The organism is Dyadobacter chenhuakuii, from assembly GCF_023821985.2.
In the GTDB taxonomy this organism is placed as follows: Bacteria; Bacteroidota; Bacteroidia; order Cytophagales; family Spirosomataceae; genus Dyadobacter; species Dyadobacter chenhuakuii.
Genome location: NZ_CP098805.1, coordinates 3,232,154 through 3,245,086, shown reverse-complemented (window position 1 = coordinate 3,245,086; position 12,933 = coordinate 3,232,154). Strand labels below are relative to the sequence as shown.

The 12,933-nt window shown below is 45.5% G+C and carries 9 protein-coding genes; 3 read left to right on the top strand and 6 right to left on the bottom strand.

What is annotated here, in order from left to right; translation table 11 throughout:
- Window positions 1–3: 3 nt before the first annotated feature.
- Together NFI80_RS13400 and NFI80_RS13395 are read right to left on the bottom strand one after the other, a co-directional pair.
- Window positions 4–1,386, bottom strand: coding sequence for a glycosyl hydrolase (locus tag NFI80_RS13400; RefSeq protein WP_235162755.1), 1,383 nt, complete (start codon window positions 1,384–1,386; stop codon window positions 4–6).
- A gap of 92 nt (window positions 1,387–1,478) precedes the next feature.
- The gene (locus tag NFI80_RS13395) at window positions 1,479–2,402 is read right to left on the bottom strand and encodes a helix-turn-helix domain-containing protein (RefSeq protein WP_233795497.1); all 924 of its coding nucleotides are present in this window, start codon (window positions 2,400–2,402) and stop codon (window positions 1,479–1,481) included.
- Window positions 2,403–2,570: 168 nt separating this feature from the next.
- Here NFI80_RS13395 and NFI80_RS13390 point away from each other — a divergent pair, with 168 nt between their 5' ends.
- Window positions 2,571–4,349: an ABC transporter ATP-binding protein gene (locus NFI80_RS13390; protein ID WP_235157849.1), complete on the top strand. Its 1,779-nt coding sequence runs from the start codon at window positions 2,571–2,573 to the stop codon at window positions 4,347–4,349.
- A 58-nt stretch (window positions 4,350–4,407) separates the two neighbouring features.
- Here the strand turns inward: NFI80_RS13390 and NFI80_RS13385 are convergent, their stop codons facing one another.
- The 3 genes from NFI80_RS13385 to NFI80_RS13375 form a co-directional block, all read right to left on the bottom strand.
- Window positions 4,408–6,966, bottom strand: coding sequence for a penicillin-binding protein 1A (locus NFI80_RS13385; protein ID WP_374759636.1), 2,559 nt, complete (start codon window positions 6,964–6,966; stop codon window positions 4,408–4,410).
- A gap of 82 nt (window positions 6,967–7,048) precedes the next feature.
- Window positions 7,049–7,441 carry a peptide-methionine (R)-S-oxide reductase MsrB gene (gene msrB / locus NFI80_RS13380; RefSeq protein ID WP_233795500.1) on the bottom strand — a complete coding sequence of 131 codons (393 nt, stop codon included), beginning with the start codon at window positions 7,439–7,441 and terminating at the stop codon, window positions 7,049–7,051.
- A 73-nt stretch (window positions 7,442–7,514) separates the two neighbouring features.
- On the bottom strand, window positions 7,515–9,062 hold the full coding sequence (locus tag NFI80_RS13375; RefSeq protein WP_235162757.1) for a DUF5723 family protein: 1,548 nt from the start codon (window positions 9,060–9,062) through the stop codon (window positions 7,515–7,517).
- A gap of 234 nt (window positions 9,063–9,296) precedes the next feature.
- Between NFI80_RS13375 and NFI80_RS13370 the strand changes: the two genes are divergently transcribed.
- Window positions 9,297–10,727: a circularly permuted type 2 ATP-grasp protein gene (locus NFI80_RS13370; protein WP_233795502.1), complete on the top strand. Its 1,431-nt coding sequence runs from the start codon at window positions 9,297–9,299 to the stop codon at window positions 10,725–10,727.
- Window positions 10,728–10,844: 117 nt separating this feature from the next.
- Complete coding sequence (locus tag NFI80_RS13365) at window positions 10,845–11,576, top strand: esterase family protein (RefSeq protein WP_235157873.1); 732 nt, start codon at window positions 10,845–10,847, stop codon at window positions 11,574–11,576.
- Window positions 11,577–11,649: 73 nt separating this feature from the next.
- On the opposite strand, the gene pheS is transcribed toward NFI80_RS13365, so the two are convergent.
- A complete protein-coding gene (gene pheS / locus NFI80_RS13360) occupies window positions 11,650–12,690 on the bottom strand; it encodes a phenylalanine--tRNA ligase subunit alpha (protein WP_235157894.1) in 1,041 nt (346 codons plus the stop codon).
- Between the last annotated feature and the right edge of the window lie 243 nt (window positions 12,691–12,933).

Genomic DNA, 12,933 nt, shown 5'->3' with positions numbered 1-12,933 from the left:
CGATTACTTAACAGCGCCCAGATAAGTGTAGTAAGGCAGGTTTTTATTAATGCGGTCTACATAAAGCGCCACTTCGCGTGCATGGTAATCGCCCCACATACTGGATTCGCCGCAAGGGATTTTTTGCCCTGCCGGAATGTTGTCCCAGCCATTCGGACGGTGGTAGATCGAATGCAGGATCAAGCCCTGATGCGTTGGGTCAGTTGATAAATAAGGTTCTGCAAATAGCGAGTCCAATGCCGTTAAGCCTGCCTGCCAGTATTTTTTTCCTTGTTCCGTTTCGCCCTTATCATTCAGATATTTTCCCAAACGAAGCAAACCTTGCGCGCCTATGGCTGCCGCGGAGCTGTCTATGGGCTCAAATTCATTGTAAGGATCGGAAGTTCTAGACGTGTAATCGCCTAATTTATAAAGTTGCGGCGCGCCGGTGTCCCAGTAAGGAATGCCGTCGGAAGCGGTGTTATCAATGTAGAAGTCGCAGGTTGCTTTTGCACCTTTTAAATATATTTCCTCGATTTCTGCTCTGCCCCCCAGTTGCGCCAGTTCTTCGTCAGAAAAGCTGGAAAGCGATTCCAATTGTTCTGCGAAACCCGCCATGGCCCACGCAAGTCCGCGTGTCCAGGTGGTGAAACCGGAGAAACCTTGCTGGGAATTGGGGCAGCGGTAATTGCCATCGTTGGTGTTAAAAACGCTTTCATGTGCCGTGCGGCCCCATATGTCATAACTATCCCGGCCTTCGCCATAGTAAACGGCATATTTGGCGGTGGCGATAGAATGCAATGTGCCGCGTTCGAGCAGGCTTGTTTTAACATCATTTTCACCCATTAAGCTATGCCCTAGCAAGTGCGAAACCATCAGCGCACGCACCGAACGTATCGTATCTACAAATAGAGAGTGCGGGCCGTTGAAGGAATGGATAAAACCTTGTCCGTCTTTTGTGGTCGTCCATCTTTTGGCCTGAACTGCGCCGGAAATTTTCAAGGCGATCTCGTAAAAGTTGCGTTCCCACTCGTTTTCTTCAATGCGGCCTTCGTTCATCAATCTTAATAAGTTGCCGTAAGTGCTCACATTATTGAAACCATGGTCATGCACCCCGAAATGGCCAACATGCGAAGCCATGCTGCTTACCGTGTTCTTACGGGCACTTTCCAAAAACTGCGTTTCGCCCGTTGCATCGAACTGCAAAACCTCCGCGCCATATTGGAAACCTTGTGTCCATTCCGTCCAGCCGCGCAATGTATATTTGCCATTGACTGTGAAAACGGGCGTTCCTTTTGAATTGTCGTATTCCCGGGAAATAAGGTTGATTTTCTCGGCGGAAAGCTGCCAGAGCTTGTCAATTTTAGGCTGAAGCGAAGCGGCGGTAAGATCGTTGCGAATCTGCATAGTGGATATCGATAGTATTATTTAGCCATTTTATTTTTGGATAATACAAAGATATCCGCCCATACAGGCGGGGGCAAGGTACATTTTTGCTATTAAATGGTACTTTTCCGAACATGATCGCGATACTCGTTGGGCGTGAGCCCGGTTTTCTTCTTGAAGATTCTGCTGAAATAAGAAGGATCGTCCATGTGAATGTGGTAGCCTATTTCCTTGCTGCTCAGATTGGTAAATACAAGCAGCCTTTTGGCTTCCAATAGCAGTTTGTCCAGAATGTATTCCTGAGAAGGCGTACCGAGATATTTTTTAATGATCTTGCTTAAATAATCGGGCGAAACAGAAAGTTCCTGCGCATACTGCTGAACCTCATGCATTTGACGAAAGTTTTTCTCAACCAACTCCTGAAATCTTCCTACCAGCTCCGGCACGGTTTGCACAGCAGATTCGGCAGGCTGAATGTTTTTTGGTGCGAGGAAAGCACATTTTTGCAGAATAAGACCCAAATACTTTCCGATCATCGTCTGATCCGTTTCGGATGCCAGGTGATCCGAAACCATGTTTTCCAGAATGTTATGAAAATAGCGTTTCTCGGCCTCGGAAAGCGTAATGATGGGCTGCTTGCGTGCGGGCTGGAAAAAGGGAAGCTGTGACAGCGATGGGCTTACGGGATTATAAAAAGTGTAAAAATCTTCGGAAAAGGCAACGATGTAACCTTGGAATGAGGTTGAGAATGTGAGCAAATGCACTTGTCCGGGCGTTAAGAAGTGCAATCCGGCTCCCTGAATGTTGTAGGAATGGAAATCGATCTCGTGAAAGCCAGCACCTTCTTCTATAAAAAGGATCTCATAGTAAGTGTGACGGTGCGGGGTGTCGGTAGGTAAGGGCGTAATGGGCAGGGAAACAGGCGATTCCCTTAATTTTCCTTCGCTGTTTTTGAAACGAAAGATCTTTAATGCAGGAACCTGGCTAGGTGTTTTGGGTAAGGAATGTACAGGAATTGCATCGGGAACGAAAGCCATGGACTGTGATTTTGCTGACTCAATAACCCTCATAAAAGCCGGAAAACCAAGAGAACTACCACCTTACCGACTATAATGCCAGAATTTTTAATCCCCGGGTGACATTTTTTACTTTTACGTTGTTGGTCAATAACACAGTCACAAACTTTGTCAATTTAATTTCAGCAGGTGAATCAGGAAACCAAAAGCGGCCAGATATTCGATCTTCCTACATTACGGCGCTTATATACATTTGTACGTCCGTATGAAAAGCAGTTCTATCTGCTGATTGTCATCATCTTACTCAATGCATTACTTGCACCGCTGACACCACTGCTGATCAAATATACCATTGACACGCCCATTGCGAACGGAGATTATGCGCAATTGACTGTCATGCTGGGTATTATGATCGTCGTAACCATTCTGCAGGGCTTCGCGCAGTTTTGGAATACTTATATGTCCGGGTGGCTGGGGCAGCATATTATCAAAGACATCCGGGTCCAGCTGTATCAGAAAATCATTGGTTTAAGGCTTAAATTTTTTGATAACACGCCTATTGGAAGGCTCGTAACCCGCACCATTTCGGATGTGGAAACGCTTTCCAACGTTTTCAGTGATGGTATGGCGGCTATTGCCGGGGACATTTTGCAGTTGGTCCTTATCATTGCGGTGATGTTTTACACGGATTGGAAATTGTCGATCATCAGCTTATCGACCATTCCATTGATGCTGATTTGCACTTACATTTTCAAGGAGAAGATCAAAGATTCTTTTAACGAGGTGCGTGCGGCTGTTTCCAACCTCAATTCCTTTGTCCAGGAACATTTGACGGGCATTGGTATCGTGCAGATTTTTAGCAGCGAAGACATTGAGTTTAAGAAGTTCAGGGAAATCAACAAGGTCCACCGCGACGCGAACATCCGGTCTATCCTTTATTATTCCATTTATTTTCCCGTTGCGGATGTGATAGCGGCTGCGGGAACGGGTCTGGTGGTTTGGTATGGTTCCAAACAGATTTTGAATGCAGAAGTCACATTCGGGACGGTAACCGCATTCGTTATGTTTATCAACTTGTTTTTCAGACCTATTCGTCAGCTTGCCGACCGTTTTAATACACTTCAAATGGGCATAGTGAGCACCGACAGAATCCTGAAAGTGCTTGATAGTGACGAATATACTTCCAACGAAGGCACATTTGCACCGGAATCCATTAAGGGAAATGTGACTTTCAAGGATGTTTGGTTTGCCTATAATGAAGAAGAATATGTGTTGAAAAATATCAATTTCAGCGTCAATTCCGGGCAGACCATTGCCTTCGTAGGCGCAACTGGTGCAGGTAAGTCGTCCATTATCAACCTCTTGACGCGCTTTTACGACATTAACAAAGGGAACATTTATATTGACGGCGTGGAAGTTCATGACTATGATCTTAATGCACTCCGGAAGCACATCGGCGTTGTTTTGCAGGATGTTTTCCTGTTTTCGGATACGATCGAAAATAACATCAGGCTGGGCGACAGCAGCATTACCCACGAAAAGATCGTTGAAGCAGCTAAACTGGTCGGCGTTCATGATTTTATTGAAAGATTGCCAGGTGGTTACAGTTATAATGTAATGGAGCGCGGCGCCACGCTTTCGGTAGGGCAGCGGCAGCTGATTTCGTTTGTGCGCGCCATGGTGCATGAGCCGGAAATCATCGTGCTGGATGAGGCAACATCGTCCGTTGACAGTGAAACGGAGGAATTGATTCAAAAGGCAATTGAAAAATTAATGAAAGGCCGCACGGCTGTTGTGATTGCGCACAGGTTGTCCACAATCCAGGAAGCGGATAAGATCATTGTTGTGGATAAAGGTGAGATCGTTGAGGAAGGTAACCACGAGCAATTGCTTGAAAAAGAAGGTTTCTATGCTAACCTTTATCGCATGCAGTATAAGGAAGTGTTGAAGATCGGAACGGATTTATAAAAACAAAAGACATTCCGGGTTAAACCAGAATGTCTTTTGAATTCAATTATTTCCTTCCTTAGTTTCTTCCTCCTGTATCCAGCGGAATCGGTGGCGGGCCGATCAGGAAGTCATCTTCATCATTCCGTTTGGCCGGTGTGCTGTCACCGCCAATGCCCAGCGAATCATTCGCAGCTGGCGCCCATTGCGTCGGGCAGTTGTAATTTTTAGAGATTTTGAATGTGGGCTTAGGGAATGGTCCGGGCTCCAATGCCAGCGATTTATCCCTGTAAATTTTCTCCAAAAAGCTTCCTACGATCGGTAGGGCTGTTTTAGCGCCTTCCCCCAGATCGGTGGATCGAAAGTGAATGCTGCGGTCGTCGCCGCCCACCCAGGCACCTACAACCAGGTCGCGCGTGATGCACATAAACCAGCCGTCGGAGTTATTGGAAGTCGTTCCTGTTTTGCCGCCCAGCTCGTTGCCATTACGAGTCACATCAAACTTCCAGCGAATGCTCCCCGAAGTTCCTCCCGGCTCTTCCACGCCGCCTTTCAGCATTTGAACCATTAAAAACGCGGATTCTTCACTAATGGCCTGGCGGTGTTCCGGCTGAAATTCTTCGATCACTTTTCCGTTGCTATCTTCAATTTTGGTTACCAGGATCGGCTGCGTGTAGGTTCCGTTATTGACAAAAACGCCATAAGCGGCCACCATATCATAAAGCGAAACGTCAAATGGCCCAAGCCCGATGGAAGGCAATGGTTTCAACGGTGTGGTAATCCCCATTTTCTTGGCATAGCGGGCCACATTTGCAGGGCCAACCTGATCCGTGAGTTCAGCAGTTACCGAGTTGATGGATTGTGCCAATGCGCGGCGCAATGTCATATTTGCATAAGAGAATGTGCCCGTTGCATTCCGCGGCCTCCATTCCTTTTGTTCGCCGTCTTCCATGTATATTTTTTCAAATGGCTTATCCACGATCTGATCACACGGTGACATATTGAATGTCGAATCGTCGATGGCCGTAGTGTATACAAATGGCTTGAATGTGGATCCCGGCTGCCTTTTGCCTTGCTTTACTGCATCGTATTTGAAATAATTGTAATCCAAACCGCCTACCCAGGCCTTAATCTGGCCCGATTGCGGGTGCATGGCCATCATTCCCGCGCGCAAAATCCGCTTATAGTATTCCAAAGAGTCCATTGAACTCCAATACTGCGTCATTTCACCGCTGTTTTTCCAGTCATACACAGTCATAGTATCTTTTTTGTTCAGATAATATTTGATACTGTCCGGTTGGTTTGGAAACTTGGCGGCGAGTGATTTGTATTTGCTGGTGCGTTTTACAACATTGTCCAGGAAGTCCGTAATCTCTTTTCCCTGCTCATCGCGCCATGGATTCTGGTTGCGCCAGTGATCTTCGAAAACGCGCTGCAATTGCTTCATTTTCTGCACCATAGCCTCTTCGGCAGCTTCCTGCATGCGGGAATCGATCGTGGTGTAAATCTTCAATCCATCCGTATAAAGGTCATAACCATTTTCTTCACCCCATTTTCTCACAAAATCAACTACTGCATTCTTGAAATAATTGGCATTTCCATCGTATGGTGTCTCGAACTTTGTCTTTAAAACAATCGGCAACGCACTGATAGAATCCGCTTGCTTCGCCGAGATATAGCCATATTTCTGCATTTGATTAATCACCACATTACGCCTTTCCAGCGACCGTTTCATGTTACGGATCGGGTTATAGGTTGTCGTAGCTTTCTGTAAACCAACCAAAACGGCCGATTCCTGAATGTTAAGGCTGTCCGGGGATTTGCTGAAATAGGATTGTGCCGCCGTGTTGATCCCGTACGTGTTGTTACCATAATCCACCGTGTTGAAATACATGGTCAGGATCTCTTCTTTCGTAAAATTTCGTTCAAGCTTAATGGCGGTGAGCCATTCTTTGGTCTTATAAATTAATGTACTGAAACCAGGAATGGAACCGAGCAAGCCGCGAGCGCCGGTTTTACGGGTCTTGAAAAGTTTTTTGGCTAATTGCTGTGTGATCGTGCTGCCGCCTCCGCGGTCTGTTGCGCCAGTGATAATGCCTACGGCTACGCTCGCCATAGCTTTGTAGTCAATCCCTGAATGTTTGTAAAAACGTACATCCTCCGTCGCAATCAATGCTTTCACGAGGTTGGGGGAGATCATTTTGGCTGTAACCGGCGTCCTGTTTTCTGTATAGAACTTGCCGATCATGACACCGTCCGACGTATAAATTTCGGAAGATTGCGCCACTTTCGGGTTTTGAAGGTCTTCTACGCTCGGCATACTTCCCATGAGCCACAGGAAGTTGGTTTCAACGCAAAAAATGTAAAGGGCGAATGTAACGAAACCGTATACGAATGTTTTCCAGAGGATCATAACCGGCCTGTAATAAGCCGCATTCACGTCTATGGTGTTATGCCACCATTCGTGAATTGATCTTTTCTTGTTTCGGTAGGATTGAAAATAAGCATCGGCGCGGTTCTTACCCGTAACTAGCGAAGTTAACTTGTATGCAACACGGTTGATGAATGTTGAAAGCTGTGCCCCAATGAATTGGAACATTGCCCTTATTTTATTAAAAAACGATCTGATAACTTCCATCAAACGGTAAGGTTCGTAAGAATTCAAAGATAAGAAAAGCCGGACATTTTTGAGTTCGTCCGGCTTTTTATGAACTATTTGATCAGGCTTTGTTGAATTTCAACGCCGCGCCATTCATGCAATATCTGAGACCTGTTGGTTTGGGCCCGTCATTAAAAACATGTCCAAGATGCCCGCCGCAAGTCCTGCAAACGACTTCTGTGCGGATCATGCCATGGCCTTTGTCCACGATCTCTTCCACATTTCCGGATGAGATCGGCTGGAAGAAACTCGGCCATCCCGACCCGGATTCATATTTGGTCTCCGAGCTGAACAATGGTGTGCCGCAGGCAGCGCATACATAGGTGCCTTCTTCCTTATTGTCATTATATGGGTGTGAAAAAGGCCTTTCTGTCCCTTTTTCGAAGAGCACGAAGCATTGTTGTCCGGTCAGCTCTTTTTGCCATTCTTCTTTTGTTTTTTCTACTTCTCTCATTTCAGTTTGTGTTTTAAAGATCATAGCATCAATAGAAATTGTGCCATATCAATATTAAACGCGCAAGGCGTATTTATCGTTTGCTAAAAATGCGTCTTATCCACGAATCTTCTGGTGGCCAGCATTGATTTTGTGATTCGGGCGGGCGGCGGAAAAGCCCTGCCGAAATCCCGAAATACAAGTTAAAGGATTTTGGATTGCCAATATTCAGTAATCCCGTTAAATGATCCGTTCCGAGCCACAAAGGACCGATGCGGCCGGCGAGGCCGATTGCGGGCGATCTGTAACGGTTCATCAATGTTAAAGGAACGGAAATTTCATACCATTTATGCTCATAGCGCGGTGTTACAGAAATCGCAGATTCGGCTTTCATGCCAAATGCACTTTGAGGAATCAGATTTTGGACCCATAACCCGCTTACGTAAACCCGCTGCTGCACATGATAATCAACACTTGCCTGAAAAGCCGTTGGTAACACCGACTTAAAATTGGGTGCCAGCGGCGCTCCACCGTCCAGAGAACTGTTGATCGCATTGAAAATTCCCTCAGAACCTTCCAGCTTCTGGAATGAATCGTAACGGAGTTCCTTGTTGGTTGTATGAATTTCCTGTTGCAAAACATAAGCTGGATTCTTGAAATGAACCCGGCCAATGTCTGTTAGCGAAACGGCTACGCGATACAGATATTTGTTTTTGGATGCGTCACGCTTTCTTTCGCCTTTTTCCGTGTATGAAAATTTGTTAATATCCGGCCTGTATTCATAAACGGCACCGAGGTCAAAACCCCAGCCGCTTCCCGGAGGTGCGCCGCCTATCAGCCATGCTGGTGAAGGTTTTATATTTTGAAAACCCTCATCACGGGTTATCCCGTAACGCATATTAATTTCTTCCACGCGGATAAACTGGCGTTTGTTCTCCCAGGTTTCGTCGGGCTGAATGTCATATGAAGAATTGTCAATGATCGCATGCGCGTTATAAAGCCCGATCAGCCTTTTCACGGTGAATCCGACTTTCAAAAAATCCGTTTCATTATCATACACCGTCCCGCCAAGCGTGAACGCAACTTCCCCCATCCCATTCAAATGCAGCCTGCCTGCCTGGTTATCGAAGAAAGGGCCTTGCAATTCTTCCAGCTGGGTGGTTTTACTGATCAACCTGGCGAGCGGCTCCGTGACGCCGGATGTATTCAGCATGTATCTTACCCGCGTTGAAATACCTACGCCGATCTTTCCTTTGAACAAATTGAACATTACAGAAGGCAGCCGGGCGTCTCCACCGGCGTTCAGATATTTCTGATTTCCATTCAATTTTTCCCCCAGATAGGAACGCGGAAACTGTAAAACGCCTCTTTCGTTACGGTATTCGTCGGAGACGGTGTTGGTAACCAGGCTCAAAAACGAGTAGGGCGCTTCGTATCTGACGTGATTGTTGGCCGTGTAAAACTGAGTGCCGACCACATTGACATAGAAGCTGTAACGACTGTCTGCAACAAAGGCCGGATTGTGATATAATGCATTGGTTCCAGCATAGTTACCCATTGCAACACCTGGCAAATGCTGGGCTTTGGCAGCCTGCGCCAATCCCAGAATAAGTGCAATTGCAGGTAAACTATATTTAAACATATTATTAAGAAGACGTTGATGCGGGGCCAATTCGCTTGCAAAGAAAAGCCTAACTGCACGGACTTGCAACCAATGTTTATTGATTGGAAAAATAATGTTTGCATTAAACGAACGCCATGATTTTAATATTTAGCATAACCTCGTATTTATCAGTTTATTTGTTTGTTAGTTGAAAGATTGACCATATATTGTTTTGTAAACAACTGATATATACTTATTCAAATTTTGTATTGTATGAATTTTTCATTTTCTGATTATCAAAGCGAAAATTTCTTCGATGAAATGTTCACAGCTGATGGGGAAATAAGGCCGGGTTACGAACATTTAAAGAACAAATTTGAAAACCTCACACACGACGACCTTACCAACCGCCAGCTGGCTACCGAGCGTGCATTGCTTTCGATGGGGATAACTTTCAATGTATATTCCGAAGGCGAAGGAACGGAGCGGATCATGCCCATCGATATCATTCCGCGCGTGCTTTCCAATGCAGAATGGGAGTGGCTCGAAACCGGTCTGAAACAGCGTATTAAGGCATTGAACATGTTCATTGATGATGTTTATAATGAACAGAATATCCTGAACGACGGCGTTGTGCCGAGAGAGCTGATCGAGTCAAGTAAATGCTTTTTGAAACCTTGTATCGGGCTGAAACCTCCAAAAGGAATCTGGTGCCACATTACAGGCACGGATCTCATCAAAGGCGATGACGGGACATTTATGGTTTTGGAAGATAACCTGCGTTGTCCTTCCGGTGTATCTTATATGTTGGAAAACAGGGAGTTGTCCAAGCAGATTTTTCCTGACGTGCTGGCCAGGACCGGCGTAAGGCCCGTATCGGATTATCCTACCCGCTTGCTGCAAATGTTACAGCATCTGGCCGACCGTCCTAATCCGACTGTGGCTGTGCTTACGCCCGGAATTTACAACTCTGCGTATTTTGAACATTCCTATCTGGCGCAACAAATGGGCGTCGAGCTGGTGGATGCGCGCGACTTGGTGGTTTCGGATGGATACGTAAAGATGCGGACGACCAACGGACTGCAAATCGTGGACGTTATTTACCGCCGGATCGACGACACTTTCCTGGATCCCGAATCATTTTATGCCGATTCTCTGATTGGAATTCCTGGGATTTTTGAGGTTTATAAAAAAGGCCGTGTCGCATTAGCGAACGCGCCGGGAACTGGTGTGGCCGATGATAAGGTTGTGTATGCGTACGTTCCGCGAATTATCAAGTATTATCTGGGAGAAGAGGCAATCATTCCTAATGTGAAAACCTACATCTGCGGGGAGCAGGAAGACTTCGATTATGTGCTCGAAAATATTTCTCAGCTCGTGGTAAAGGAAGCAAATGAAGCAGGAGGTTATGGCATGCTCATCGGCCCCAAAGCGACAGAAGAAGAACACGAGCTGTTCAGGCAAAAAATACGTGATAACCCGAGGAACTACATTGCGCAGCCCACGATTTCACTATCGCGTGTGCCTTGCATGGTGGACGGACATGCGGAAGGCCGGCACGTGGACTTGCGCCCTTACATATTATATGGTGACGACATCAGTGTTATCCCGGGTGGTTTAACGCGGGTGGCCTTGCGTAAAGGTTCTTTGGTCGTAAATTCGTCACAAGGCGGAGGGGGCAAGGATACGTGGGTGTTGTATTAATTTATCATTAACAGTTGCTGGCAGGCTGTTAATGATGTTGGTTTATTTTATTCTTTAAACCAAAATTGTTGACTGCCTGATTTTATCAGTATATAACGCAACTTAAATGATTGAACAATGCAACGTGAAGTAACCGGTTGGTATAGTCCGGCGCTGAATGAGAATATGGATATTGCCGTCTACGGACATTATGGAGTAGCCTTGTTGATGATTCCCACAGCAGCTTCGGATTATTTGGAATATGAACAAAATGGACTAATAGAGAGCATTGCACCTTTTATTGATGCAGGAAAAGTTAAAGTTTATTGCATTAACAGTATCAATTCGGAAAGCTGGATGAACCCGTATATGCATGGCTACGATAAGGCCGTGCGGCACCAGCTGTTCAATGATTATGTAATTAAAGAAGTAATCCCTTTTATCAAGGATACTTCAAGCCAGGACAATGAAATCATAGCAGTAGGCGCGTCTTTTGGGGCAATGCATGCCGCTAACCTGTTTTTCAAGCATCCGGATTATATCCACGGCATCATTGCCATGAGCGGATGTTACGATCTGAGCCAGTATACGGACGGTTATTACGATGATAATGTGTATTTTAATTCACCAGTGCATTATTTGCCGCAATTGAAAGCCGAATGGCATCTTTCGATGTATCGCGATAGCCGCCACATTCACTTCGTCACAGGTTCAGGTGCATATGAGGTTCCCGAATATTCCAGGGCCATCTCATCGATCCTGACTTCAAAGAATGTTCCGCACGAGCTGGACATCTGGGGGCCGGATATGCCGCATGAATGGTGGGTTTGGAAAAGAATGCTTCCTTACTATCTGGAAACGAGGTTTTAGTAAAAGAAAAAAGCTCAAAGTGGCAGACACAGCGTCCAGCAACTTTGAGCTTTTTTTGTTTAACTCTATCTAATTAGGCACCTTCAAATTGTCTTAAAAACCGCACATCGTTTTCAGTAAACAAACGCAGATCATTGATTCCGTAACGGAGCATTGTAATCCGCTCAATTCCCATCCCGAATGCAAAACCTGTATATTCTTCACTGTCGATCCCACAGTTTGTAAGCACATTAGGATCAACCATTCCTGAGCCAGCGATTTCTACCCAGCCGGAATATTTACAAATGTTGCAGCCTTTTCCTTTACATATAAAACACGTCACATCAATTTCCGCGCTGGGTTCCGTGAACGGGAAGTAGGAGGGACGCAGGCGAATTTTTGATTCCTTACCAAACATTTCTTTGGCAAAATGATATAATGTGTCTTTCAAATCCTTGAAACTCACATTCCGGTCCACATACAATCCTTCCACCTGGTGAAAAACACAATGCGCACGGGCCGAAATAGCCTCATTCCTGAAAACACGTCCGGGCATAATAGACCGGATCGGTGGTTTTTGTCTTTCCATCAACCGCACCTGCACATTGGAAGTGTGCGTACGCAAAAGCACATCGTCCTTCACCTCACCCTGGCTTTTTGAAATAAAGAACGTATCCTGCATCTCACGCGCAGGGTGGTTATCTGCAAAATTCAAAGCGCTGAAATTATACCAATCTTTCTCAATTTCAGGTCCATAGGAAACATTGAAACCCATTCTTTCGAAAATTTCAATGATCCGTCTTCTTACAATGGTCAATGGGTGCAGGCTTCCCTGCTGGTTAGGAACGACGGGTAAAGTCAGGTCAAAAACCATTTCGGGATTCGTGTCGACAGCGTTTTCAATGGCTGCATTAAATTCCTGAAACCGGTCCTGTGCAAGATTTTTAAGCGTGTTCAGCTCCTGACCAACCGCGCGACGGTCTTCCTGAGGAATGTTTTTCAACCCGTCGAACAATTCTGATACGACACCTTTTTTACTGATATATCTGAGGCGGAAAGCTTCCAGCTGGTCTTTGCTGTTGACTGTGGCTTGCTCTATTTCCGAAATTAACTCTTTAACGCGTTCGGTAACCATAAACTATTGTTGTTATCAAATGATTGGAGGCTGGTATGTATCAGGATTCACACCAAAAGCGGTGCAAAGATAATTAAAGTTCGGCCTAGTGATGTGAATTGATTGCGGCTAAGATTTCGGGAGTAGGTAAAATTACGCATTTAACTAAGTTTAGTTACGTCTTTTCCGTTTTCTGCTAATGTTAAATTATTGTATATGAATTAGTTACAAATGCATACGTACTTCTACGTATTTTCTGAATAT